The following is a 25,554-nucleotide window of genomic DNA, read 5'->3' as shown; positions in this document are numbered from 1 at the left end:
TCTGGTTTTGGTTCTGGTTTTGGTTCTGGTTTTGGTTCTGGTTTTGGTTCTGGTTTTGGTTCTGGTTTTGGTTCTGGTTTTGGTTCTGGTTTTGGTTCTGGAGGGGACTCTGGTTCTTGTTTCTTTTCTGGGATGGGTTCAGGTTCCTCTATTTCTTCACTCTCTTCTATGATTTCTTTTGATTCTTCAACAGTTTCATCTTTTTGTTGTTCAATAGGTTTTGAAATTTTTGGTTGCAGTGATGGAGTACTAGAAGTTTTACTAGAACCAAATACTGTTTCTAGAAATGTATCTTTGTCAAATGGTTTTAGATCATCATACTCTTGACCAACTCCGACATACAAAACTGGAGTAGATGTAACTTTGACAATTGATAATGCAGCACCGCCTCTGGCATCTGCATCGCTTTTGGTAAGAATTGATGCATCGAATTTTACATGCTCATGAAACTCTTTTGCTTGATTAACAGTATCGTTTCCTGCTAGAGAATCACCTACAAAAATTTTAAAATCAGGTTTTACAACATTTGTAATCTTTGCAATCTGCTCCATGAGGTTCTTACTTGTCTGCATCCTACCTGCAGTATCTACCAGTACACAGTCAATCTTGTGAGATTTTGCATATAAGACTGCATCACGGGCGACTGCAGCAGGATCAGAGCCATAATTTTGTGCCACTAGTTTTAGATTAAGACGATTTGTATGCTCCCTAATCTGTTCAATTGCTCCAGCCCTAAAGGTATCAGCTGCCGCAATAACTACTGAGAATTTTGATTTTGATAAAAGATGTGCAAGTTTTGCAAGGCTTGTAGTCTTTCCAGTGCCGTTTATTCCAACAAATAAAATAATGTATGGCTCGGGTGATGATTTTTTGTCAGTGATATTTTGCATTAGATTAATTGTGCCAGCAGAATCAAACAGTCCAGAGATAATTTCTATTAGACTGTTTTTTACAAATTCTTCAAATTTGTTTTTATCAACTTTTGAGCCAATCAGCTTTGTTTTTAATTCAGATTTTATCTCATCAATTACCTCAGTTGCTACATCAGATTCCAGTAAAGATACCTCAAGCTCAAAGAGGATTTCATCAATGTCTTTTTCTTTTAGTTCTCGCTCTCCAAGGCTTTTAGCTACATTGGAAAAGGAATTTCGTAGTTTGTCAAACATGTCAATCTATTATTGTGGAGGGGAGCGTGATGACTGCATCATTTGGTTAATCTGCTGTTTTCCATGCTCTAATCGTGCCTCTGCATCACGTTTTTTAGCAGATGCGTCTTGTAATGCAACTTCAATTTCTTTAATTCTTGCCTCAAGATAGTTAATTGCAGAATCAGTGTCTTTTTCGACTGCAACTCCGGCACCAATGTTTAGAACTACTTTTTCATTAGATGAAATTTTTGATTTCACAAAAGTTCCCAGGCCTACAGGGACAAGTGAGCTTGCATCAGGTTTTGTCTTTAATTCCTTTAGCGATTCTGTTGCAGAGATTGCCTCTTGAAGAACTGTAACTAGTGTATTTTCTCTGTGTGCAAGATCTCCTACATATCCCTCAAGCATTTGTAATTGGTACAATAATTGCTGGGCCTGCTCTTCACTCATTTACATCCAAATTCTAACAGATGGTTATAAATTCATTCGTGGATTTTAGAGGACAATGAAAAAGCAACAAGCAAAATTGTTCAAGTCAAAATCAAAATGGATTCATCCATATGATGATCATCCCTCAGACAGGCTAAAGATTCGCCTCATGTTAGATGAGAAGATCAAGGGAAGCAGAATCATCGGATTAGAAGCTAGAATCGAGCCAGGTGACGTTCACCAGATGCATATTCATCAAAACGAGTATGTTGTAGTTTATTCATTAGAAGGAAGATGCAAAGTAACGGTCGGTAAGAAGACCCAAGTAATCACGCCCAATACAATGATCTTCATTCCACCAAAAGTTCAGCATAGATTTGAAAACAAGTATTCAAAAAGATGGGAAGGAATTGCATTTGCAATTGGTGACAAAAAAAACATCAAGAACGTCTGGTTAGATGAAAAATAAAAAATAAAGAATATTCTTTATTTGGCTTTAGAAAATCTCTTCTCTACCTCATCCCAGTTAACAACATTCCACCAGGCTGCAATATAGTCTGGTCTCTTGTTTTGGTATTTGAGATAGTATGCATGTTCCCAAACATCGCAACCCAACAGTGGAACTAATTTCTCAGTTCTTGGGCTAGTTTGGTTTGGCATTGATTTGTATTCAACCTTACCTGATGAAGGATTGTATACTAACCATCCCCATCCACTGCCTTGAATTGTTGCAGTGGTTGATGAGAACTTTTCTTTAAAGTCAGCAAAGCTTCCAAATGATGCCTTGATAGCGTCAGCTATTGCACCGCCTGGTTCTCCGCCGCCATTTGGTTTCATATTGTTCCAAAATAGCCTGTGATTATCGAAACCACCACCGTTAAAGTTGACTGCTCCTCTTTGAGCATCCGGTACTTGACTTAGATCACCAAGTATCTCAATGATGTCTTTGTTTTGAACATCTGCCCCACATTGTTCTAGGGCTGCATTGAGTTTGTCTGTATAGGCTTGATGATGTTTTGAGTGATGGATTTCCATAGTCCTTGCATCAAGATGCGGTTCTAGTGCATCGTATGCATATGGCATTTCAGGAAGTGTGTATTTACCCATAGTATGCAATGTTGTCCGCACATAATTTATTGATTTGTGATTTTTAGGCTAGTTTTTGAGTTTGGACTTCAGTGTTTCTATCTTTAGTTGTGCTTCTTCGTATTTTTGCTTCTCTTGAACTATAGCATTTCTCATTGCCTCAAGCTCTCTTCTGTGATCTTGTAGTTTGGTGTTCAGTGATGTCACTATTGCATTTGTTGCATCTACAATATTTCTTGATGCATACTTTTCATCAAGGTTAGCAAATTGTTTATCTATAAACTTGAGTTCTTGTCTAGCAAGTGTGATCTTTTTTGAGACATCCTCATATTCAGATTTTAACATCTTGATCTCCTTTCTTGAAGATTCAAGGGTTACAAGGCTAGAGTCAAGATCCCTTTTTGCAATCTTTTGTTTTGATTCAATTTCAGATAATACTGACTGGGATTTTGAAGCCTTTGACTGCAGATCATCGTGTTGCTTTTTTAATTCTAAATTCTTTTGTTTTAGAGACTCTATATCCTTGATGTGATTTTTTTGTTGTAAAATCATCTCGTTAATTGATTCTAGTTCTTTTTTCTTTGATTCAATTTCCTGAGACAGTTTAGTGTGCAGAGTCTTCTCAGATGATAAATTCAATTGAGAATCCTCCAATGTTTTTTTGGATTGTTCTATCTTTTCAAGTGTTTTTTGCAAGGTTTCATTTGTGGATTTTTGTTTTGATTCAATTTCAGCTAGTGTTTCTAGTGATTTTTTAACCTTGGATTCTAGCTCTTGTTCTTCTCTTGAAAGTTTAGTTGAAGACTCTTTTGGAGCAGGTGCAGAAAACTTTGCAGATTTTGCATTTTGTATCTCGTTTAGTAAATCGGAGTATTCTTCAGTCTTTGATTGTAGCTTTTTTGTTATTTCATCTAATTTTGATTTAGCTAATGCAAGTTCTTCGTTTCTCTTTTTTGTCTCTTCCTTTGCTGAGGAGATCTGAGCTGTCAGAATTTTGAGATTATCAGTGTTTACTTGAATTTCTGTTTCCAAGTATTTGAGCTCATTTTGATATCGATGAGCTGTTAATTTTTCTAGATCCTCATTCTCCTGTGATTTTTTCTCAAAGTCATCTTTGACCTTGTTTCTTTTTAATAGACCCATACCCCTGCATGAATTAATTTTATCAAGGACTATTTCTATTTGACGTTAAACATTAGAATAGATATGCAATTTTCATAGTAACATGAACTCTGTAAAATTATTGTTTTTCATTATCATTTTTGGAATATTTGGAATGATTCTTGCCCTATCACCACTAGATGACTCTGCTACATTATATCTTGAAAAGAGTGCGCCATACATTGGCATCAATACAGCAAGGGAATTAGGATTTGATGGAGATGGAATTACAATTGCTGTAATTGATACTGGAATTGATTTTAATCATCCAGATCTTTTGGGGTTTGGACCTGATGGAAAGGTAACTGGAGGAAAGAACTTTGTTCAGGATGGACCTCCAATTGACACTAATGGTCATGGAACTCAAGTAGCAGGAATCATAGCAGCTGATGGTCAGACTATTGGAATTGCTCCAAAAGCAAAGATTGTTGCATACAAGGTTTCAGATGATGGAGAATCAGTCTCTTCAGAGCTAATCATCAAGGCAATAGAGCAGGCAATTGTAGACAAAGTCGACATAATTAACATCAGCCTTGGCGTAAACAAGACAAATTCCCGAATTGATGCTGCAGTCAATCAGGCAATTGAAAGTGGAATCATTGTTGTAACAGCTGCAGGAAATGATGGTCCAGCATTGGGAAGCATTGGCAGTCCAGGAATTAATGCAAATTCAATTACAGTTGGTGCAACGTACAATAACATTACTTCAAGCCTTGTTGCCACACTTGAGATTAATGAAAAACAGTTTCAGGTTCTGCCAATGGTGGGAACCCAAAAGTTGTCATCCCCAATAGAAGGAGAAATTCTCTTTGGAGAGTATGGTAGAGATAGAGACCTTACTGGAGACTTTGATGGAAGTATTCTGTTAGTACAGAGGGGAAGTGATGTCAAAGACGAGCTTGTTTACTTTTCTGAAAAGGAATCAAATGCTGCAGATGCAGGTGCCAAAGCAGTACTAATTTACAATAATGAACAGGGAATTTATCTTGGAGAGCTACTCCATGAATTCTCAGATCCTGATTACTATCCAAGAATTCCAGCACTATCAATGTCAAGGGAAGACGGATTAGAAATTCAAAAGATGCTTGAGAACAAAACCGTTGGAAAGCTGCATGTGTTTTACAATCCAGACTTTGTTGCATACTTTAGCTCGCGTGGTCCAGTATCGCCATTTTACAACAAACCAGACATGGTGGCACCTGGTGCATTTGTAAACACTACACTATCTGGAGGAGGATACAACTTTACAAGCGGAACTAGTTTTGCAGCACCACATGTGACAGGTGCTGCAGCACTACTATTACAAAAGAATCCGGATCTTTCTCCTTTAGAGATAAAGTCAATTCTTGTGAGCACGTCAGATGCTGTATCTGATGCATATGGGAATGAATTTCCAATGGAGATTTCAGGCTCTGGTAGATTAAACGTCACAAAAGCATTTGATGCAAATCTGATAATTTTGCCACCATATCTGAATTATTACATTTCATCACAAGATAAGCTAAAGACTGAATCACTAGTAATTCGCCCAATAAATGGAGAGATTGGAGATTTGAAGATACGATATGAAAGCCCCGACATTTTAGTGATTAACCATACACAAATTGGAAATGAGATACTGGTTAGTGCTTCATTAAATGAAGATATGGCAGGAGAGTATCAGGGCAGACTTTACATTGATAATAACAAGGTAACTTACAATATTCCAATTATCCTAAAATCAACCATTTCTTCATTGGATATTTCAGAAGAAAACGGACTGTTACAAATTGGCGTGAATCATCCTAAAGATTGGACATTTGCAAAGATTACGATTACTAATCAAGAGACAGGAAAAGAGTACACTACATCATCAACTCCAAACAATGATGCAGAAGTTCAAATCTTTGAGAATGGGGATTTTTGGGTTGATGCAAAGATTACCTCTGATGGACAAACCTTTGATGCATACGAAAAAGTAAGCATTCATTCGGCAAATGGCGACATTGATGTATTTGGAATCATTGGAATTCCTGAAAGAACACTAATGCTACTTGTTTTGATTATAGGATTGCTTGGACTAGTTGGAATGAGAATTAGAAGATAGTCAAGAAAGCATGGCCTGGCCAAAGTAAACGCCAAATGGCTGGCAGTAAATTACAACAGTATCATATGTATCAGTGTCAATTCCCTCAAGAAGATAATTTTGGTCACCCTTGCTTCCTTTTAGCTTCTCAAGATGAATTCCTTGCTTTACATCCCCGCCAGGTGTAAGATATACTCGCAAATCAGGACCGTTTGTTACCTCAAAATTTTCAAATCGCAGATATGTTGCATCACCAACCATGATTGTCTTTGCAGTACCCATTGCCTTGTGGCCAACTAATCCCTCAAACTCGCCGGTCTTTAGAACTGATACAGAGTCATCACTCATCTCTTCGGAAACTTGGGATTCAGTCTTTGCCATCTCTTCCATGATCATTGCCTTTGTTTTTTCTGGCATCTTTTGAACTAGTGATTCTTGTGCAGAGTCTTCCATGTTGGTGAATTTTTCAAGTGTCAGTCCTTCTTCGATTTTGTTTAATGCCACAGGCAATGGCTCATCTATTTGTCTTTCATAGAATAGCGGACTGGCTAAACCAATTCCTACAGCAACTGCAGCAACTATAATCCCAATGCTGATGGCCTTTTTCATAAAGGGGAAAAATTCAAATGAACTATTAAGCATTTGACAGAATTTTTACCAAATTAACAATCATTTGAATATGGTGTAAAATTTAAACAGATTTTTACAAAAACCATGAACATCCTTATCATCTAAAATGCCGTTATTGGCACATGTCACAAACGGTAGATGACCCCGAAGGTCGTCTTGTAAGCATGATAATGGAGGCAAACAAGTATGCAAGATTTGCTGCAGTATGCGACAAGGATGGAAACATACTTTGGAACAGTCACAGAAACAATGTAGATAACATATTGACCCTTGATGAAACAAAGCAGTCGCTGAAAAGGGCAGCTGAAACATGGAAAGTTCGTGATACTCTAGCCGAAAAGATTGGGAGAGGACAGTACGCCATAGTTGGATATGAAAAGATAAAGAGAATAACAGTGCCTTTGCAAAATGGCCACATGTTATTTGTCAGCATCGAAGGTGAAAAACCAGAATACATCAAGGATATCATGAAGATTGTAGAATACGTAGAAAGAAATCACTAAGCTGTAAATACGCCACCAAGTAAAATTAAGGAGTCGATACTTGATTGATATCTAGCACTGTGTCATGCCGAGTAGCCTTTCTACCTCTCTTCTATGAACAGGGCAGTAAGGCTCATTTTTTTTGCAGTCAGGACACTTTAGGTACTTTGTATAGTCAATCATCTGTATCTTCTCGCATCTTTTTTCATTAAAAGATGCTCTATGGTTTTGCGGTATGGTATGTATGGATGTGTTTGTTCAAATGAACACCATCAATCCTAGAATATTATATTAGAATAAGGTAAATCGTGTATGCTGGAAATGACGTGACTGTCAGATTCAAATTCAAAGACCAGACAAAAATTTACGGCGGAGTCATGACTGCCGAACAGTATGATAATCTAAAGTCTCTTCCGGCAATAGAGTTTTGTCAAAAGGTAGACAAGCTTGGGAAAAAAGTTACAAAAGAGGCAGAACAACTTTTGCAGAAAAGATTCGACCAAGTCTTTAGAAACGATTCAAGCCATGTAAGGAATTTATCATATGCATAATTTTTCAAAAAGACAAATCGTTCATTGTTGTTAAATACAAAATTTGTATAAGATAACCATGATGAATGCATGGAAGTGTTACCGCTGTGACCTAGAATTCAAAGAGGTAAATCACGCTGAAATGCACCATCAAATTACAAATCATCAAGCAAGACCCATCAGACATTACTAGTTTGTTTAATCATCCAAGCATTCCTTTAATATTGACAGAAAAGACATTTTTTCATGAATATTAGGACTAAGATCCTAGTAATTTTCCTACTTACTAGCATACCAGCCATAGGCATAGTTGGCGTGATAAATTATGATAATGCTAAGAGCAAAATCACACATGATGTTTTAGAGAAACTTGACGGAATTGCATCGATTCAGGAAAAGAGAGTCGAAGAATCAATTGATCGAAATTTTGAAAGACTAGATGGAATTACGAGTAGAACTCAATTGCGAATTAGTCTAGAACAGTTTAATCAAAATGGAAATGCAGAAGATGCAGAAAAAATTCAAGAGATAATCAAAGATGCAAAAGATTCGATAGGAGATATCGATACTGTTTTTATTATTAATACATCCGGTGAGGTGATCTTTTCGACTGAAGAATCCATTTTGGGAAAAACAATGTCTGCAGAAAAAATGTTTGTTGATGGATATACAAAAAACACTTTGACATTTGGTACTAACATTTTAGATAACTCTCCAGAGATCTGCATTTCGGGTCCTTTAATTTTGAATGGCAATACCATAGGAGTTTTAGTTATCAAAGTTGACCCAAGAACAATACTTGAAATTTCATCAGACTATACTGCATTAGGAGATACGGGTGAGACATTTCTTGCAATGAGAGATAATAACGGAGATGCAATGTTTATCACATCACTACGATTTGATGAAAATGCCATCGCAAACAGAGTTATTCTAAAAGAACAGATCGAAGTACCAATAACCCAAGCATTAATGAAAAATGAGGATACTCATCTATCCACTGTTGATTATCGAGGGGAACCAGTTCTTGCTGCAACAAGATATATCGAGATAACTGATTGGGGTTTGGCTGTAAAGATTGACAAAGATGAAGCATTTTCAACGATTAATAGCATTAGGGACATGACTTTGATCTCACTTGGAGTTGTAATAATAGCAACCATAAGTGGTTCCGTTTTTTTCTCAAAGGCATTTACTAAAAGAATTCGAAAACTCTCTACTGCTGCAAAAGAGATTGCTGATGGAGAGCTTACAACAAATGTAACACTAACGGGGAATGATGAAATCAGTCAATTATCAAAAGATATTCAAACTATGGAAAATACATTACGAGAAAATAAAGTTAAACTTCTCAATGAAACAAGATTTGCTGCAATTGGTGAATTAGCATCCAGAATTGCTCATGATTTGCGAAATCCCCTGAGTGTTGTAAAGAATTCACTTGAATTAATGGAATATGCAAGAAGAGATGTTTTATCTGAGCACGAAAAGAGGCAATTTGCCATGATGAATAGGGCAGTTGAGCGCATGGAAAGGCAGATTACAGAAGTACTGGATTTTGTTAGGAACAGAGAAATCAAAATGGAAGAGGCAGACTTGCTTGATCTACTGAATCTGTCAGTGTCATCATTTGATATTCCACCTGATGTCAAATTGAGTCTTCCAAACTCGGGTGTTTCGATTCCAGTAGATACCATTCAGATTCAAGCTGTATTTTCAAATCTAATTCAAAATGCCTTACACGCAGTAGGACGGGAAGGAGAGATAAGCATTAATTTTGAAAAGGATAACGATAGTGTAAGAATCACCATTCAAGATTCTGGAAAGGGAATTCCACAAGAAAGTATGGAAAAGATATTTGAGCCGCTATTTACTACAAAACAGACAGGCACTGGACTAGGTCTCGCAAGTTGCAAAAACATCATAGAGAAACACGGCGGTACCATATCAGTTAGTAATAACCCAACCACATTCACCATTACATTGCCATTTGGAATCAAGATATCAGAAAAGAGTTAAACATCTTCAGAATTTTTAGATTCGATTAATTTTCTAGAGCAAGATAACATCTCTTCTGGAGTGTGCTTGCTCTTTGCCTTTTTGCAGATAGGACATATCTCATCACCGAGTTTTGGGTCAGGAGGTGAGGTCATCATGGTTAACCTTACATCATTTGAGTTTTTAATATTTTTCACCTTGTCATGCCAAATCTCAATTCTAGGAGGATAGAAGAGCTGTGAGATTTGACAGACGCACAAATCACGTGGAAAAAATATTTAATTAAATATCCAAATTTCAGTAGGATACCTTTGGACCTGCGTTTAGGATCTCAGGTGAGACATTTTTGAATTTCTTAAAGTTATCAACAAACATGGATGCAAGTTTTTTTGCAGATAGGTCATACGAGTCTTTATCCTCCCAAGTATGTTTTGGATCAAGTATCTCAGATGGGACATCAGGGCATTCGGTTGGAACATCAAGGTTAAAGAAATCATCGTGTCGATACTTTACAATATCAAGTGAGCCATTTATTGCAGCAGTTACCATAGCACGACTATACTTTATTTTCACGCGTTTTCCTACGCCGTATGGGCCGCCTGACCAGCCAGTATTGATGAGATAAACCACAGTGTTGTGCTTCTTGATCTTCTCTCCAAGCATCTTTGCATATACAGAAGCTGGTCTTGGCATAAACGGTGCCCCAAAGCATTCAGAGAATACTGCCTTTGGTTCTTTGATTCCTCGCTCAGTTCCTGCTAATTTGCTGGTATATCCTGACATGAAATGATACATTGCACCTTCCTTAGTTAATCGAGATACTGGAGGCAAGACACCTAGCGCATCTGCTGTAAGAAAAACAATTACCTTTGGATGTGTTCCAACACTTGGAATCACAGCACCTGGAATGTAATCAAGTGGATATGCAGCTCGTGTATTTTCAGTTAATGAGTTATCATCAAAGTCTGGTTTTAGTGTCTCTTTGTTAATTACAACATTTTCTAAAACTACACCAGACTTTATTGCATTCCAAATTTGTGGTTCTGCTTCTTGACTTAGATTGATGCACTTTGCATAGCATCCACCTTCAAAGTTAAACGCACCCTTGTCTGACCAACCATGCTCATCATCACCAATTAGCATTCTGTCAGGATCTGCAGACAGAGTTGTCTTTCCTGTGCCAGACAATCCAAAGAAGAGTGCAGTGTCTCCGCTCTTGCCAATGTTTGCAGAGCAGTGCATTGGGAAAACTCCCTTTGATGGCAAAAGAAAGTTCATTACTGAAAACATTGATTTTTTCATCTCACCTGCATAGCTTGTTCCGCCGATGAGTACGATTTTTTTTGTCAAATCAATTAGAATGAAAACATTAGAGTTTGTTCCATCGACTTCGGGCAATGCCTCAAATTCGTTAATGCACATTACTGTAAAGTCCGGCTTGTGTTCTGAAAGCTCAGCCGATGAAGGCCTAATGAAGAGCTGTCTTGCAAAGAGGTTTTGCCATGCATGATCATTAATTACTCTAATTGCCAATCTGTTCTCTTTGTCTGCGCCAACAAATCCATCAAAGACATATAGCTCCTTTCCTTCCACGAATTTTTTCATCTTCTCAAAAATCTTATCAAATTTGCCTACTGGAAATTGGTGGTTTATCTTTCCCCAGTCTACGGTATCATGAGTCACATCATCATAAACAATGAATCTATCGTCTGGGGAACGCCCGGTGTACTTGCCTGTCTTTACTGAGAGTGAGCCAGATGCAGTCACTATACCCTCATTTTTTTTAACTGCAGTATCGATTAGCTGCTCGACAGATAGATTTCTGTGGACTTTGGAAGGTGAAATTCCAAAAGACTGAATTTGATTCATAAATTCAGTTGTTATTTTGGCCTGCTCAGTCATCCAAAGACCTCCAATAGGTCATCTAGAGTTACAGCCAAAATAATCATAGATAAATCGATCCGCCCCAAATTTCCTTATTATCTCTTTCCGATGAGAAAAAATCTGAAGAGGAGACCTTGAGATACCTATTTATTTAAAATTTCAAGAGTCATCTCATGCCGATCAACAAAGAGAAGCTCGAGGTAAGACAAAAGATTGTCGAGAGCAGACCAGCATTTAGAAGAGGAGAGAGCTGGAGATACAAGAGATTAGAGACTTCTTGGAGAAAACCAAAAGGAATCGATAATCACCAGAGAAAACAAAAGGGCAGAGGCAGACCTGGACTTGTCAAAGTAGGATACGGCGCTCCAAAAGAATCACGAGGATTACATCCATCTGGATATACAGATAATTTAGTTTACAATATTGCAGATTTAGAAAAATTGAATCCAAAGACTGATGGCCTAAGAATTGGTCACGGTGTTGGAACAAAAAAGAGAAAAGAAATCATAGTAAAAGCATTAGAAAAGAAATTCAAAGTTTTCAACGCAAGGGTGTCTGCTGGTGCCGATAAATCTTAGAGCAAAAAAGAGACTCGTCTCCAGAATGACTGGAGTCGGAATCCATAGAATTCGTTTTGATTCTGATCATCTAGATGACATTGCAGATGCAATTACAAGAGAGAACATTCGCAGTTTGATTACTGCAAATACAATTAAGATAAAGTCATTCAAGGGAACATCCCATGGTCGTGCTCATTTTAAGGCACTACAGAAAAAGAAGAGGGGAGCAAAGGCAGGTTCCAAGAAAGGACGAATGGGTGCACGAGTTGGCAAGAAAGAAGTTTATGTTAAAAATGTCCGCGCATTGCGATACATCCTCAAAGTTGCAAAGGACAGAAAAGAGATTACAAATCCAGAGTTTAAGGAACTCTACAAAAAGATTGGTGGTGCCACAGTCAGAAACAAGGCTCACCTTAGATTACTAATCAATGAAGCAATTGAAAAACGAAACGACTAGAATCGGTGTATCGTTTTTTCTAATTCCTGAATCTTTCCCTTTCTAATTGAGATTCCTTCTTTTGATAGCATCGCATTTTTTACATCCTCTCCATATGCATATCCGCCAATCTTGCCATCTGATTTTATGACTCGATGACAGGGAACAATTACAGGATAAGGATTCTTGTTCATAATTCTGCCAATTACACGTTGTCCATTTTTTAGACCAACTGCTTTTGCCAGCTCACCATAAGTTGTGACCTTGCCCTCTGGGACCTCTAGCAATTTCTTGTAAACTCGATTTTCAAGATTCAAAGTTTAATGACCTCAAGATCAGTTGTCTTTAGGAAATCCAAAACCTTTTGTTTGTTTTGACCCAAACCTCCCCAATCAAGTAGTGCAGTCTTTGCATCCTTGTTTTGAGAAATAATGTGATTGAATAATTCCTCATCGAGTGCATCTAGGCCATGTTTTGGAATTACAGTTCCTAGTGCGTGTTTTCCCTCCAAAAGCTCTTTTGTGAACTTTGATGGATAGTGAGTTCCACCAAAACAGATTGCCACAGGATATTTCGGGATTTCAGATTCTAGGGTTTCTTTGACTAGACTTGCCACTTTATTGCATAGATTCTTGTCTGCCCACTGTTTTTCAGTGGTTCCAATCTCGATAAAGATTGTAGGCTTTGATAAAGCAGTGGGTCCATGATGAGTTGCCTCTATTGTGATATCAAACTCTGAAAATGAATCATGGTTTTTTGCCAAAGTTTGTAGATATTTTTTTTGTATGTTTGGATATGGTACTGCTACTTGACGATTATTTCCTCCAAACATTGCATCAGAAAAATTTCCTGTACTATGACAGGTGAGTGCCAAAACTCCTGATTCTGCTGCATGTTTTGATAAAAAGATAAACCCATCATAATGATATTTTTCTTCGAGCCAATCAGCTGAAATCGCTGGAGTTGGAATTATCAGTAAATCGTATTTTGTGCCACGAAAAATATCTCCATTTTTTTTCATATCTTTTGATATGAATTTGGCCATATTGTGACCTGCTGGGTCGTCTTGATAGGCTACGAGTAAATCCACAGATAAAAGATATAAAGACACCTTATTAATTTCAGGCAATGAACCCCAAGCAGACTCTGAAGAATATGGTAAACACCATGAAAATTACCAGAAAATCAGACAAAGATGACTATATGCAGCATCTGCGACTAGTGCTACTTGGAATTGGCGGCGTCGGCACGATTGGATTTATAATTCAGTTTGTATTTTCAGTTTTCACATTAGAAGGATAAAATTGTCTCAAGAAGTAAAATCTCATCTCTTTGCAATTAGGACAACTGGTGGACAGGAAAAAGTTGTCATGAACCTTATGGAAGCGAGAGCTAAGATGGGCAAAATCAACATCCAGTCAGTACTACTTGTTGATAATCTCAAAGGATATGTTGTAATTGAAGCACTAGACCCAAACAACGCATTTGCAGCAATTGAGGGAGTAAGGCACATCAGAGGTCAGCTTCGTGGAGAATTAGAGTTTAAGGATATTGAAGGATACTTGGTAAAGAAATCAACTGTGACACAACTTGCAGTAGACAACACAGTTGAGATCACTGGTGGACCATTTAAGGGAATGAAGGCCACAATCACCAGAATTGACCATGAAAAGGAAGAGGCAACGGTAGTGTTACTAGATGCATCATACCAACTTCCAGTTACAGTCGATGCTAACTATCTAAAGATTTCAACCAGTTAGCAAGGATTAAATTTTCATAAATGAGGTAATCAACATGGCAGAAGCACAAAAAATTTCATCACTCGTAACAGGCGGACAAGCATCAGCAGGTCCTCCATTAGGTCCAGCACTTGGTCCAATGGGTGTAAACATCATGGAAGTCATCAATGCCATTAATGAAAAGACAAAAGACTTTGATGGAATGAAAGTTCCAGTTACGGTTTCAGTTTATCCAGATACCAAAAAGTATGAAATTGAGATTGGCATTCCATCTGCTGCAGCATTAATCATGAAAGAGGCAGGAGTTCAAAAAGGCTCAGGCACTCCAAACACTGAATTTGCTGGAGATATTCCAATGGATGCAGTGGTAAAAGTAGCAAAGACAAAACTAGAGACATCTTATGCCACATCAATCAAATCAGTTGCAAAGACCATCATTGGTACCTGTAGAAGCCTTGGAATCAAGGTGGAAGGAAAATCTCCTAAAGATATCACTGCAGAGATTAATGAGGGTAAATGGGACGCAAAGTTCCAGTAGTTATTTTATCAGATATACCGGATCCTTTTCGGTTTTTTGCAGTTCGACAAATGTTTCGGTTCCCTGAATTCCATCAATCTTGCCAATCTTTTCAATAACTACAGTATGAAGTGCCTCTAGATTTTCAGCAAAGACTCGAATCATTATATCAAATCTGCCTGTGACTTCGGAGATTGATACAACGTCTGGAATCTCCATGAGCTGCTTGTGAATGCTCTCCTTTAGTTTTGGATCTCGGTTTATTCCAACTGAGGCCTTTACTCCAAATCCCAAGAGAGTGTCATCAATTACTATGGTGAATTTTTTGATGAGTTTCTTTTTCATCAGGCGCTTTATTCGGCTGTATAGCACCGATGCATTGATGTTTAGCTTCTTTGATAGATTTGGAACAGAGATTGAACCGTCCTTTGTTAACTCAAAGAGTAATTTCATGTCAAGTTCATCAAAGCGGTGCAATGCTTGTCAAAATCTTTTCTTGACGTTAATAAATGTAGGTTTTTTTTACAAAAAAAAATCCAAAACTGGTAAAATCCTAGTAGAATTATCTGATTTTTTGAAAATAACTGTACATTTTCAAACGGCAACCTCTAAACGATTTTAAATAGGGTTTCTGAATTTCTTGCATAATGGTTTCTGATGCAGAGTTAGAATCAATGATTAAAAAGGCCAAGGAAGGCGACAAGGACAGAAAGTTCACTCAAGCAGTAGAACTGATAATGGTCTTCAAAGACATTGATGTAAAGAAAGGATTCTCGCTTAATGAGACCATTCAGCTTCCAAAGACTAGCTCACCAGCTCGTGTATGCGTATTGGCAAAAGGTGACATGGGAACCAAGGCAAAAAATGCAAAAGCAGACAGAGTTGTAAATGAAGATGAGCTAAACAAGATGGGAGCAGACAAGAGAGCTTCTCGTAAATTTATCAATAGTTATGATTTCTTTTTGGCAGATACACAACTCATGCCAGTTGTAGGTAAGGTACTCGGACAAATTCTTGGTCCAAGAGGAAAGATGCCAACACCTGTTCCATTTAATGCACCAATTGAATCATTCCTGCAAAGATTCAGATCATCAATTAGAGTTAGACTGAGAGCATCATTGTCATTGTCTTGCAAAATTGGAGATGAGACAATGGATAACAAAGACCTAGCAGTAAATGCACACACTGTGATTAACACAATTGAGAAAAAATTACCAAGCGGTGACAAGAACATCAAAAAAATTATGATTAAAACAACAATGGGAAAACTTGTCAAAGAAGTACCACAGGTGAAGAAGAAGAATGCATGAGAATAGAACCCAATATCCTAAAAGAAAAGCACAGATGTATCAGCAGCTTCAAGAGCTTCCAAAAAAATACAAAGTTCTTGCACTAATCAAGATGGATAAAGTTAGAGCATCACAAATTCTTCCACTCAGAAAAAAATTAAAAGATGATGTAGAGTTTGTTGCAATCAAAGATAAAGTTGCAAAGCTAGCATTATCAAAAGTTGATGTTCCAGGACTCAAAGAAACAATTGAGCAGCTAAAGGGACAATGCATGTTACTTTTCACAAACATGTCACCACTGAAACTGAATCTTTTACTTGCAAAAAACAAAGTAATGATGCCAGCAAGAGGTGGAGATATTGCAAGCATGGATGTTGTTGTTGCAGCAAAGAACACTGGAATTGCCCCAGGTCCAATGCTTACAGAGTTCAAAGAAGCAAAGATTCCAACAAAGATTGACCAAGGAACAATTTGGATTTCAAAGGATTCTACCCCAGTCAAAAAGGGCGAGGTGATTAACACTAAACTAGCAGCACTACTTGGAAAACTAGACATCAAGCCAGTAGAGGCAGGAGTATCACTTGAGAGTGCACTCGAAGAAGGACTACTCTACAAGAAAGAAGAGTTAGTTATCGATATTGAGGCAATCAGAAACGAGTTTGCCCAAGCACACCAAGAAGCAATATCATTATCCATAGAGGCAGCATATGTCACACCAGAAAACGTATCCCAGATACTTGCAAAGGCTGCACAATCTGCACGCTCTGTTTCAGTAGAATCTGGATATATGACAGACGAGACAAAAGAGCAAATTCTACAAAAGGCTCATGCACATGCACAAGGTCTTGCATCAAAAGCAAAAGACTACAAGCCAGCTTAATCAGATTTTACTCTAGGAAGATTCCAGTTATACTTCATTGCAACTAGTCTTAATCCAGTTACTAGTGATATTCCAATGATTGATGCAGAGTATAGTTCACCGCCAATACTTAGAATGACAAAGAACACTACACACCCTACAAAGCTTGCGGATGCGTAAAACTCTTTGACAAAGACAATAGGTGTTTGGCTCACAAAGACATCACGTAAAATTCCACCACCTATTGCAGTAAGAATTCCTGCAAATGCAATTGCTAGAAAATTTAATCCAAATGTATGATATGCAAATGTTGCACCAATAATGGTAAAGACGCCCAATCCTATTGCATCAAATTTTAGAAATACATTCCAATGTTTTTTGAGTCGTGAGTATAATAGAAATATTGCAATTCCAGTGGCAACCGTTATTCCAACATATGCAGGATCTGCAATAGAGTTTGGCGGATATCTTCCCAGAATCACATCTCTAATTGTACCGCCTGCAACACCAGTAATTGTTGCTAGAATCAAAATTCCTACAATGTCAGACTTGTGTTCGATTGCCTTGAATGCACCAGTGACTGCAAATGCCATTGTACCAAAGAGATCTAAAATGTAGATGAATACCTCTGCTGGAACTGAAAAATCTACCAAGCCATATTGAGAAGCTAGGGAGTAATAATTAACATTGGTGGAAAATTAAATGTAAAATAGAAAATTTTAGGTTTTATCCAAACAGAGAAGATAATCCTTCCATTGCAGCTTCTTCGGATTTTCCAGCCTCTTCTTTTGATTCCTCTTTCTTTGCTTCTGCTGCACCTGCGTCACCGGCTGCTGCTGGTGCTGCGGCTGCTGCAACTGCTACTGGAGCTGCTTTGATTGCTTCTTCAATGTTTACATCTGCTAGTGCTGCTACAAGTGCCTTTACCTGAGCCTCGTTTACCTCAGCTCCAGAGGCCTTTACTACGGAAGTAAGGTTTGCCTCATTGACATCTTTTTGTAGTTTGTGCAATAGTAATGCAGCGTAAACGTATTCCATCGTATCGGTCTTTGACTGGGGGAGTAATATAAAACTATAGAGAATCAACTGCGATTTTCATTTCTAAATTTTATAGATCTAAAAGGCATACCACATTACAAAATCTATCTTTATGATATTCAGTGAAGTATCTAAATCATCAAAGCCAGCCATCTGCAAAGATGTGGAGGGTCACAAAAATTGTCATCCCGGTAAAATTGTGGCCCTCTACAAATTAAAAATTTGAAAACTTATTGAGTTAAAATTTTGAGGCTTCTACATACAGAATAAAGATTTTGTTTGAGATTCTTATCAGTTAGCGTGTCTTTTCTATTGATTAGAGTACGTCTTGCCTGGTCTCTTTCTGCACCAGGAGGTAATGACAAAACATTGTTGATTAGTTCAGGTAGTGATTCTCTTACCCATCCATCCAAAATATTGTAAACCTTTGGAGGAATTATTACAACATTGTCTTTGTACTGGTCAAGAACATCTGTGAAATTGTCTTGCTCAATTCTATAGATTAATCCAAAGATACAGTTCTCAGAAGTCGGATTTTCTAAAATTTCTGCAGAGCGGGGTCCTGCTTTTCCTTGCTCTACCTTGTTTATCAATCCAATGGGATTGATTAGTAATCCGTTAATGCCAATCTTAGAACCATCAACACCAGTTACAACTCCAAAGAGAAACTTTTTGTACTTTCCATTTGGTCTTGCAGCAAAGACATGAACGCCTTCTTTCATTGATGGAGCTTTCTTGCCAAACACAACTAGCCTCTTGTTATATTGTATTTAATTGATGGTATATTCTGTGTGGCCAGGTATAGAATTTTTTGTTACTATTTTTGTGAGAACATTTCTTTTGCTGCCTTTTCCATCTCTTGTGGTGCAATGTCTTTTGTATGAGTTGCAATTGCCCACCTGTGTCCATAAGGGTCCTGAATTTGTCCATATCTGTCTCCCCAAAACATATCACTAATTGGCATTATCGGTGTTGCTCCAGCATCAACTGCTTTTTTGAATAGCTTGTCTGCATCTTCAGTATAGATATGCATGACAACAGGTGAACCACCAAGTTTGTTTGGTCCAACTGCACCCATCTCTGGAAATTCATCTGCCATCATAATGATAGAGCTGCCGAGTTGAATCATCGCATGCATTACTCTTCCATCGGGCATCATGCTGCGATAGATTTCATGAGCTCCTAATGCTTTAACGTAAAAGTCAAGTGCCTTTGCACAATCATTGATTACAAGATGAGGAGTAACAGATGAAAATCCTTTTGGAATTGCATCAACCATACAATACTAGACCCATAGAAGTATTTAGAAATTTTCCAAGATTTGGAAATTGAGCTCATTGAAAATTATACGAAGAGATTATTTACTGGTCCAAATGGAATCGAAGATGCAAATGTATCGAGTCAAAAGAATAACCATGTCTGAAATCATCATGGAGGTTGAAGCAATGGTAATGAGTGAGGGTCATAAGGACTATAGCTACTGGAAGATTGGAAATACTGACAGACCAACTCCTAGAAAAAAGCAGTTTACAAACCAAGGAGAAAATACAAAGTTTTGGAAACAGTGGTTTACTGTAAACAAAGATGACTCATTAGAGATTTGCAAGTACTTTATTGAGAAGGGAATGAAATCAGGATTAACAAAAGAGACTGGCGCAAACTATGTGTATGTTTTCTAGACTCGTTAAATTTTGTTACAAATCTCTAAATATTTAGTTTATTTCACAGAGCAGACTGGAACACACTGCATTGTACAGACTTGTGCATCAGGATCATGTCTGCATGCAGATTCACATTCAAAGTACTCACCATTTAACTCTGAGCACTGCTCAGATGAGATGTATTCACATTCATTAAATTCCTCAAGCCAGGTTCCGCCAAAGTTGTTGCATTGATATTCTGGACTTGCCATTCTTGATGGAATCTCTTCAACAAAGGTTTGGCCATCATCTGTTCTGCATTGTCTTGGGTATGATTCCATGACTGGATTTCCCGCTGCTGTGCATTCTTCAAAGCTGTCAATTGCAGACTCTACCAAAGTCCATCCACGTTCTACTAGTCTTGTGGAAGTTTCAAGAGACACACATGCAGGTGAGTCATCATATTTTAGTAATAGAATAAGCGAATCCATGCACACTATATCTTTCGAAGATATTCCAGACTTGAATTGATCTAGTGGAGTTTTGATCATGTTTTCAACGAGTAGTGTTATAACATATTGTTCTTTTTTGATCTCCATATTTTCTTCAGGATATGGTTCTGTGTTTGTCAACGTTAGGGAATAGGTGCTAAATTCAACTGAAGTGGTTTCACTAGTTTTAATTTCAATTGTAGAAGATTTGTCATCACCTTTTGTAATGCTTAAAGTTGCAGTTACTTCACCTTCCCAGATGCAAGTTACATCCTTTGGACATCTCGAGTCAGAAATATCGTCAAGTGTGATAGCTAGTTGTTTTGATTTAATCTCAGCTGTTTCTCCAACTGATAATTTAATTGAAGAATCTAGTTTTGCATCATGGTGTGCAGCACTTACACTAGGCATCATCATAAAGCCAGAAAGTGCGATTGCAGTAATTAAGAAAAGTACAAAGTTTGTTTTCATATTGCCTTACCTAAATTGTCAAAGTTACATAATAACCTTTGATTAAAACCAAATTTAATCAAAGCCTTTATTCAAATATGTTATTTGGAAACATATGATTTTGATAGTCGGTGAGAAAATAGGAGCAAGTTCTAAATATTCGAACTTGTCTTGGAGCACGATATGAGTAAACTAGTTCTAGGAATTATAGCAGCAGTTGTCATAGTCGGTCTCTTTGCAGCTATTCTTCTATTAGATCCTGAGGATGCCATTTCAAATAATGTTGATGTAACGAAGGAGCCTACAATTACAAAATTTTCTTCAATGGAGGAATCAGGTTCTCTGATAAAATTTGCAAGCTATAATGAAGTTCAAGAGTATTTAGCTGAATCTGTAATTCAAAATCAGTTAAACAGTGGATTCAGAGGAGGCGGGGTTTTCATGTTTGATGACGGCTTGATGCTAGAAAGAAGAATGGTAGAATCAGTATCTGAGCCCATGCCAACTTCTGCACCAACACCTGGTGCTCCACCAATGGCAGAACCACAGGCTGGAGTGGATGAATTTGATGGTGGAGTTGGAACAGGTGTAGATTTCTCAAAGACAAATGTTCAGGTTGAAAATGTAGATGAGCCAGACTTTATCAAAACAGATGGAAAATATCTATACGTATTATCACAAAACAGTCTTACTATAATTGAGGCATATCCAGCAGAATCTGCCAAAGTAATACTCAAAGTTGCACTAGATGTCGAACAACAAAACCTTGAGAACATGTTTCTAAATGGAGATAATCTCGTGATATTTTATCATGGTTCTGGGGACACTATGGGAATCGCAGAGTATGACTACATCCCACAGAGAATCTACACTCCAAAGACTATTGCCACAATCATTGATGTATCAGACAAAGAGAATCCAGAAATAATTAGCACATATGAGATTGATGGTTACTATCACAATTCTAGGATGATTAATGACACAGTTTACCTCTTGACTACAAGCGGAGTTGACTACTATAACCCAATTATTCCAAGAATCATCACTGAAGATGCAATATTTGCACCAGATGTGTACCGCTTTCCAAATCCAGAACCAAATTACAACTTTAACACTGTAAGTGCGTTCTCAGTATCTGGTGATCTGATAAACTCTGAATCATTCTTGATGGGTCATTCTAATACAATTTTTGTTTCAGAAGACAACTTGTTTATCACATATCAAAAGAATCTTCCTCACACATTCTATGAAACGATGCAAAAAGACAGATTCTTTTTGGTAGTTGTTCCATTATTGCCCCAATCTGCGCAAGATGAGATAAAGTCAATTCAAAATTCAGATGCAGACTCATTCTCAAAATGGAATCAAATTGAGAAGGTCCTACAGGATACATACAATGCAATGTCAAAGGACCAAAAGGACAGTCTCTATGATAAAATCAACAAGGCAATTGCAGAATACGATACAAAGGTAAGAGAAGACACACAAAAGACTGAGATTCACAAGATTCACCTTGATAATGGGAATTTCAAGTACATTGCAAATGGCCAAGTGAATGGGTATCCACTGAACCAGTTCTCAATGGATGAGCACAATGGTAAATTCAGAATCGCTACAACTTCAAACTCTTTTTCAGTCAGGGAATCAATAACGTCAAACAATGTCTACGTACTAGATGAATCACTAAAGACAGTAGGAAAGCTGGAAAAGATTGCAGAAAATGAGCGAATCTTTTCTGCTAGATTCATGGGCGACAAGCTATTCTTGGTGACATTTGAGCAGATTGATCCCTTCTTTGTAATTGATCTTTCAACCAACACGCCAAAGATTCTAGGTGAGCTAAAGATTCCTGGATTCTCAAACTATTTGCAGCCATATGACAAGGACACAATTATTGGATTTGGGCGCGACACAAAGGTAAACCAATGGGGAGGAGTTCAGACGCTTGGTGTCAAGGTATCACTCTTTGATGTAAGTGACCTGAAGAATCCAAAGGAGATTGACACCATATTGATTGGCGATGGCTCTACTGATTCAGAGGCTCTTTACAACCACAAGTCATTGTTGCTTGACAAGGGCAAAAACATAATGTCAATTCCAATCAAAGGAAATGTTGATTCAATTTCCGGCTCTAGTATTAGAGCACCAGAATACAAGACATGGAATGGATTCTATGTTTATGGATTTGACAGTAAAGGATTCAAGGAAAAGGGAACCATCGTTCACTTTGAGGGAAGCAGCTACAATTACTCTTACATGCCAGCCAGATCATTTTACATTGAAAATACATTGTATACGGTAATGGATGGCTCTATCAAGATGAATGACATTGAGAATCTTAGTGAGAAAAAGTCAATTCACATAGCACAGACTGGAAAGATAATTCCGTTCATGAAATAAAATCAGCGACGGAATTTCTTAATACTGGACTCTATTGAGTGCAGATATTGGGGAAAAAAGAGATTTTAGCAAAATTTTCAGCTGATTCTGATAGGTACTACAAGGTAAAGCTATTCGAAGAGCAAGGATTTGAGCGCAAGTCATGTGCCACATGCAAGAGATTCTTTTGGACTCTGGATGCAAATAGAATTCATTGCCCTGACCACGGCTCTGATACCTACTCCTTCATAGGAAATCCCCCCACAAGTAAGAGATTTGATTATACAGAATCATGGAAGCAGGTAGAGTCATTCTTTGTAAAAAATGGCCACACATCAGTGAATAGATATCCAGTAGTGTGCAGATGGCGAGAAGATCTCTTCTTTACCATTGCATCAATTGTAGACTTTCAAAGAATAATGGGTTCAAAAGTTGTCTTTGAGTTTCCTGCAAATCCGTTAGTTGTTCCGCAGACATGTCTTAGGTTCAAGGACTTGGAAAATGTTGGCGTCACTGGAAGACACTTTTCTAGCTTTTGTATGATTGGTCAGCACTCTGTTCCAAACTCTCAAGGATACTGGAAGGATGAGTGTGTTGATTTGGATTTTAGATTACTTACGGATCAGTTTGGAATAAAGAGAGACGAAGTTGTCTTTGTTGAAGACGTTTGGGAAGGCGGCGGTTCATTTGGATCATCGCTGGAATATTTTGTTAGAGGACTGGAGATTGGAAATGCAGTGTTTACAGAATTTCAGGGGGAGCTAAACAATGCAACTACACTAGACCAAAAAGTAATTGACATGGGAGCAGGTCTTGAGAGATTTGCGTGGATTACAATGGGTACACCGACTGCATATGATTGCTGCTTTGGACCGATTACAAACAAATTGTTTGAAAAAATTGGAATTGATTCTGATTCCACATTACTTACAAAATACTTTACAGAGATTGCAAAGAATTTGGATAACTTTGAGGACTTGACAGACGTAAGAAAGATTGCAATAAAAAATTCTGGACTATCTGATGAACAGTTAAGGCGAATCATCACACCAATTGAAGGTGCATATCTGATTGCTGATCACTTGCGCACGCTAATCTTTGCTATATCAGATGGCGCATTACCCAGTAACGTTGGTGGAGGTTACAACTTGCGGATGATGCTACGAAGAATTATTGGAACGATGGATAACATGAAGCTAAAACTAGACATTGATGACCTTATTGATACGCATGTTGACTATCTAAAGCATACATATCCTGAGCTTGATGGCGCAAGAGAGGATGTCAAGAAGATTATCAAGGTTGAATCAAGCAGGTATGAAGAATCAAAATCCAGAATGGAAAAGATTGCAAACAATCTTCGTGCAAAGAAGAAGGTTCCAAGCGTAGATGAGTTAATCACAATGTACGAATCAGACGGAATCACGCCTGATTATCTCAAAGAATTGCAGGTAATTTCAGAGATCCCCTCTACGTTTTACTCAAAATTATCAGATTTGCACCAATCAGAAAAGAAAAAGACAATTGAGCATCTTCCCTTAGAGGGCCTCCCAGAAACTGACATGTTATTTTACAAAGATGACCCAATGGAGTTTGATGCTAAAGTTCTCAAAGTTTTTGATGACTCTATAGTACTTGATAGAACTTCGTTTTATGCTAGAGGTGGAGGACAGGAGCCAGACTATGGTAGTATAGCTGGATTCAAAGTAATTGATGTTAACAAACACGGCGATGTTGTAGTGCATCAGCTGCAGGGTGGAACACCAAAGGAAGGAGAGACAGTTGCATGCAAGGTTGATGCGAGTAGACGCGGAAACATTACAAAGAATCACTCCAGTACACACGTTCTAAACTCATCATCACGCAGTGTGCTGGGCTCTTGGGTTTGGCAGCACTCTGCATTCAAAGAAGCAGATCATGCAAGACTAGACATCACGCACCACTCTGCACTGACTGATTCCGAGATTCAAAAGATTGAGGAAAAGGCAAACAGCATTGTAAAAAAGAACATGCCGATTTCAATTGACTACTATGACAGAGGAACTGCGGAACAAAAGTACGGATTTAGAATTTATCAGGGAGGAGTTGTTCCAGTAAAATCAGTTAGAATTGTATCCATTGAGGACTTTGATGTTGAAGCCTGCGGTGGAACGCATGTAAAAAAGACAGGAGACATTGATCTCATAAAGATTACAAAAACAAAGAGAATCCAGGACGGAGTTGTCAGATTAGAGTTTGTATCAGGTGAAACAGCACACCGATACGTTACAGAACAAAAGGAGCTAGCTGCAAAAGAAAAGGAGTTAGCTGCAAACAGAGAGAAGCTAGAAAAGCAAAGAGAAGAGCAGAAACAAAAAGCAAGGGAGTTGATTCCAGTTTTGCTTGAGCGAGTATCTGCAGGAGAGTCTGGAAATCTTGAAGAGGTTACGGTAAAGGAAAAGAGATGCTTTACATTCAGTGATAATTTTGATGAATTCTTTCACATTAATTTTGGCAAAAAACTGATTCAAGCAGAATCAAAGGCTGCATATTGTGGAATTTTTGAATCAGGTCCAACAATTCGTGCAATTGTATACTGTGGAGAGGAATCAGGCATGAAAGCAGGCGATATTGCGAAGGAAATTGCTGGAATTTTAGGCGGTTCAGGCGGCGGAGATGCAAAATTTGCCCAAGGGGGAGGAAAAGACACATCTAAAAAAGACGCTGCAATCCAAAAGGCAAAGTCAATGATTTTAGGATGATA

The 25,554-nt window shown here is 37.9% G+C and carries 30 protein-coding genes; 15 read left to right on the top strand and 15 right to left on the bottom strand.

The features are described 5' to 3' along the window. Positions 1 to 1,166, bottom strand: a 1,166-nt coding sequence (locus DWQ18_06180; protein ID RDJ33624.1) for a signal recognition particle-docking protein FtsY, incomplete at its 3' end; no start/stop codon positions are given. A gap of 9 nt (positions 1,167 to 1,175) precedes the next feature. Next, positions 1,176 to 1,598, bottom strand: a complete 423-nt coding sequence (gene pfdA, locus DWQ18_06175; GenBank protein ID RDJ33623.1) for a prefoldin subunit alpha — start codon at positions 1,596 to 1,598, stop codon at positions 1,176 to 1,178. 55 nt (positions 1,599 to 1,653) lie between these two features. On the opposite strand from pfdA, the gene DWQ18_06170 reads away from it, so the two are divergent. Then, complete coding sequence (locus DWQ18_06170; GenBank protein RDJ33622.1) at positions 1,654 to 2,046, top strand: cupin domain-containing protein; 393 nt, start codon at positions 1,654 to 1,656, stop codon at positions 2,044 to 2,046. A 17-nt stretch (positions 2,047 to 2,063) separates the two neighbouring features. On the opposite strand, the gene DWQ18_06165 is transcribed toward DWQ18_06170, so the two are convergent. Continuing rightward, the gene (locus tag DWQ18_06165) at positions 2,064 to 2,684 is read right to left on the bottom strand and encodes a superoxide dismutase (GenBank protein RDJ33645.1); all 621 of its coding nucleotides are present in this window, start codon (positions 2,682 to 2,684) and stop codon (positions 2,064 to 2,066) included. A 48-nt stretch (positions 2,685 to 2,732) separates the two neighbouring features. After that, on the bottom strand, positions 2,733 to 3,806 hold the full coding sequence (locus DWQ18_06160; protein RDJ33621.1) for a hypothetical protein: 1,074 nt from the start codon (positions 3,804 to 3,806) through the stop codon (positions 2,733 to 2,735). An 82-nt stretch (positions 3,807 to 3,888) separates the two neighbouring features. Here DWQ18_06160 and DWQ18_06155 point away from each other — a divergent pair, with 82 nt between their 5' ends. Then, positions 3,889 to 5,910 carry a peptidase S8 gene (locus DWQ18_06155; protein RDJ33620.1) on the top strand — a complete coding sequence of 674 codons (2,022 nt, stop codon included), beginning with the start codon at positions 3,889 to 3,891 and terminating at the stop codon, positions 5,908 to 5,910. On the opposite strand, the gene DWQ18_06150 is transcribed toward DWQ18_06155, so the two are convergent. Beyond that, positions 5,911 to 6,531, bottom strand: coding sequence for a hypothetical protein (locus DWQ18_06150; GenBank protein RDJ33619.1), 621 nt, complete (start codon positions 6,529 to 6,531; stop codon positions 5,911 to 5,913). A gap of 110 nt (positions 6,532 to 6,641) precedes the next feature. Between DWQ18_06150 and DWQ18_06145 the strand changes: the two genes are divergently transcribed. From DWQ18_06145 to DWQ18_06135, 3 genes are all read left to right on the top strand, one after another. Further along, positions 6,642 to 7,022, top strand: a complete 381-nt coding sequence (locus tag DWQ18_06145) for a hypothetical protein (GenBank protein RDJ33618.1) — start codon at positions 6,642 to 6,644, stop codon at positions 7,020 to 7,022. Between the two features lie 287 nt (positions 7,023 to 7,309). Beyond that, positions 7,310 to 7,552: a hypothetical protein gene (locus tag DWQ18_06140; GenBank protein ID RDJ33617.1), complete on the top strand. Its 243-nt coding sequence runs from the start codon at positions 7,310 to 7,312 to the stop codon at positions 7,550 to 7,552. A 225-nt stretch (positions 7,553 to 7,777) separates the two neighbouring features. Further along, positions 7,778 to 9,550, top strand: a complete 1,773-nt coding sequence (locus DWQ18_06135) for a HAMP domain-containing protein (GenBank protein ID RDJ33616.1) — start codon at positions 7,778 to 7,780, stop codon at positions 9,548 to 9,550. On the opposite strand, the gene DWQ18_06130 is transcribed toward DWQ18_06135, so the two are convergent. Both DWQ18_06130 and pckA read right to left on the bottom strand, forming a co-directional pair. Then, entirely contained in the window at positions 9,547 to 9,789 is a 243-nt protein-coding gene (locus DWQ18_06130; GenBank protein RDJ33615.1) for a hypothetical protein, read from the bottom strand. The two genes, DWQ18_06135 and DWQ18_06130, sit on opposite strands and share 4 nt — an antisense overlap. A gap of 37 nt (positions 9,790 to 9,826) precedes the next feature. Then, the gene (gene pckA, locus DWQ18_06125) at positions 9,827 to 11,398 is read right to left on the bottom strand and encodes a phosphoenolpyruvate carboxykinase (ATP) (protein ID RDJ33644.1); all 1,572 of its coding nucleotides are present in this window, start codon (positions 11,396 to 11,398) and stop codon (positions 9,827 to 9,829) included. Between the two features lie 188 nt (positions 11,399 to 11,586). Here pckA and DWQ18_06120 point away from each other — a divergent pair, with 188 nt between their 5' ends. After that, positions 11,587 to 11,991 carry a 50S ribosomal protein L32e gene (locus tag DWQ18_06120; protein RDJ33614.1) on the top strand — a complete coding sequence of 135 codons (405 nt, stop codon included), beginning with the start codon at positions 11,587 to 11,589 and terminating at the stop codon, positions 11,989 to 11,991. Beyond that, positions 11,975 to 12,430, top strand: coding sequence for a 50S ribosomal protein L19e (locus DWQ18_06115; GenBank protein ID RDJ33613.1), 456 nt, complete (start codon positions 11,975 to 11,977; stop codon positions 12,428 to 12,430). The genes DWQ18_06120 and DWQ18_06115 overlap by 17 nt, the downstream gene beginning before the upstream one ends. On the opposite strand, the gene DWQ18_06110 is transcribed toward DWQ18_06115, so the two are convergent. Both DWQ18_06110 and DWQ18_06105 read right to left on the bottom strand, forming a co-directional pair. Then, complete coding sequence (locus tag DWQ18_06110; GenBank protein RDJ33612.1) at positions 12,427 to 12,726, bottom strand: methylated-DNA--[protein]-cysteine S-methyltransferase; 300 nt, start codon at positions 12,724 to 12,726, stop codon at positions 12,427 to 12,429. The two genes, DWQ18_06115 and DWQ18_06110, sit on opposite strands and share 4 nt — an antisense overlap. Further along, entirely contained in the window at positions 12,723 to 13,499 is a 777-nt protein-coding gene (locus tag DWQ18_06105; GenBank protein RDJ33611.1) for a D-tyrosyl-tRNA(Tyr) deacylase, read from the bottom strand. The genes DWQ18_06110 and DWQ18_06105 overlap by 4 nt, the downstream gene beginning before the upstream one ends. Before the next feature lie 38 nt (positions 13,500 to 13,537). On the opposite strand from DWQ18_06105, the gene DWQ18_06100 reads away from it, so the two are divergent. The 3 genes from DWQ18_06100 to DWQ18_06090 are packed head-to-tail and all read left to right on the top strand — an operon-like array spanning position 13,538 to position 14,686. Beyond that, the gene (locus DWQ18_06100) at positions 13,538 to 13,711 is read left to right on the top strand and encodes a protein translocase SEC61 complex subunit gamma (GenBank protein ID RDJ33610.1); all 174 of its coding nucleotides are present in this window, start codon (positions 13,538 to 13,540) and stop codon (positions 13,709 to 13,711) included. A gap of 2 nt (positions 13,712 to 13,713) precedes the next feature. After that, the gene (locus DWQ18_06095; protein ID RDJ33609.1) at positions 13,714 to 14,169 is read left to right on the top strand and encodes a transcription elongation factor Spt5; all 456 of its coding nucleotides are present in this window, start codon (positions 13,714 to 13,716) and stop codon (positions 14,167 to 14,169) included. A 34-nt stretch (positions 14,170 to 14,203) separates the two neighbouring features. After that, positions 14,204 to 14,686: a 50S ribosomal protein L11 gene (locus tag DWQ18_06090; GenBank protein ID RDJ33608.1), complete on the top strand. Its 483-nt coding sequence runs from the start codon at positions 14,204 to 14,206 to the stop codon at positions 14,684 to 14,686. On the opposite strand, the gene DWQ18_06085 is transcribed toward DWQ18_06090, so the two are convergent. Next, positions 14,687 to 15,142 (bottom strand): Lrp/AsnC family transcriptional regulator, encoded by a 456-nt coding sequence (locus DWQ18_06085; GenBank protein RDJ33607.1) that lies wholly within the window; start codon positions 15,140 to 15,142, stop codon positions 14,687 to 14,689. A 170-nt stretch (positions 15,143 to 15,312) separates the two neighbouring features. Here DWQ18_06085 and DWQ18_06080 point away from each other — a divergent pair, with 170 nt between their 5' ends. After that, entirely contained in the window at positions 15,313 to 15,975 is a 663-nt protein-coding gene (locus tag DWQ18_06080; protein RDJ33606.1) for a 50S ribosomal protein L1, read from the top strand. Then, complete coding sequence (gene rplJ, locus DWQ18_06075; protein RDJ33605.1) at positions 15,968 to 16,834, top strand: 50S ribosomal protein L10; 867 nt, start codon at positions 15,968 to 15,970, stop codon at positions 16,832 to 16,834. The genes DWQ18_06080 and rplJ overlap by 8 nt, the downstream gene beginning before the upstream one ends. Here the strand turns inward: rplJ and DWQ18_06070 are convergent. The 4 genes from DWQ18_06070 to DWQ18_06055 form a co-directional block, all read right to left on the bottom strand. Continuing rightward, entirely contained in the window at positions 16,831 to 17,466 is a 636-nt protein-coding gene (locus tag DWQ18_06070; GenBank protein RDJ33604.1) for a trimeric intracellular cation channel family protein, read from the bottom strand. The genes rplJ and DWQ18_06070 overlap by 4 nt on opposite strands. 73 nt (positions 17,467 to 17,539) lie before the next feature. Beyond that, complete coding sequence (locus DWQ18_06065) at positions 17,540 to 17,851, bottom strand: 50S ribosomal protein P1 (protein ID RDJ33603.1); 312 nt, start codon at positions 17,849 to 17,851, stop codon at positions 17,540 to 17,542. A 230-nt stretch (positions 17,852 to 18,081) separates the two neighbouring features. Continuing rightward, positions 18,082 to 18,597 (bottom strand): hypothetical protein, encoded by a 516-nt coding sequence (locus DWQ18_06060; protein ID RDJ33602.1) that lies wholly within the window; start codon positions 18,595 to 18,597, stop codon positions 18,082 to 18,084. 71 nt (positions 18,598 to 18,668) lie between these two features. Further along, positions 18,669 to 19,130 carry a VOC family protein gene (locus DWQ18_06055; GenBank protein ID RDJ33601.1) on the bottom strand — a complete coding sequence of 154 codons (462 nt, stop codon included), beginning with the start codon at positions 19,128 to 19,130 and terminating at the stop codon, positions 18,669 to 18,671. A 94-nt stretch (positions 19,131 to 19,224) separates the two neighbouring features. On the opposite strand from DWQ18_06055, the gene DWQ18_06050 reads away from it, so the two are divergent. Beyond that, positions 19,225 to 19,530, top strand: coding sequence for a hypothetical protein (locus tag DWQ18_06050; GenBank protein RDJ33600.1), 306 nt, complete (start codon positions 19,225 to 19,227; stop codon positions 19,528 to 19,530). A 38-nt stretch (positions 19,531 to 19,568) separates the two neighbouring features. Here DWQ18_06050 and DWQ18_06045 read toward each other — a convergent pair whose 3' ends face one another. Further along, positions 19,569 to 20,453 carry a hypothetical protein gene (locus tag DWQ18_06045; GenBank protein RDJ33599.1) on the bottom strand — a complete coding sequence of 295 codons (885 nt, stop codon included), beginning with the start codon at positions 20,451 to 20,453 and terminating at the stop codon, positions 19,569 to 19,571. A 162-nt stretch (positions 20,454 to 20,615) separates the two neighbouring features. Here DWQ18_06045 and DWQ18_06040 point away from each other — a divergent pair, with 162 nt between their 5' ends. Beyond that, the gene (locus DWQ18_06040) at positions 20,616 to 22,832 is read left to right on the top strand and encodes a copper amine oxidase (GenBank protein RDJ33598.1); all 2,217 of its coding nucleotides are present in this window, start codon (positions 20,616 to 20,618) and stop codon (positions 22,830 to 22,832) included. Between the two features lie 47 nt (positions 22,833 to 22,879). Next, positions 22,880 to 25,552 (top strand): alanine--tRNA ligase, encoded by a 2,673-nt coding sequence (locus DWQ18_06035; protein RDJ33597.1) that lies wholly within the window; start codon positions 22,880 to 22,882, stop codon positions 25,550 to 25,552. Positions 25,553 to 25,554: the final 2 nt, after the last annotated feature.

The sequence above is a fragment of the Thermoproteota archaeon genome (assembly GCA_003352285.1).
Taxonomy (GTDB): domain Archaea; phylum Thermoproteota; class Nitrososphaeria; order Nitrososphaerales; family Nitrosopumilaceae; genus PXYB01.
This window is presented reverse-complemented; position numbering and strand designations above follow the sequence as displayed.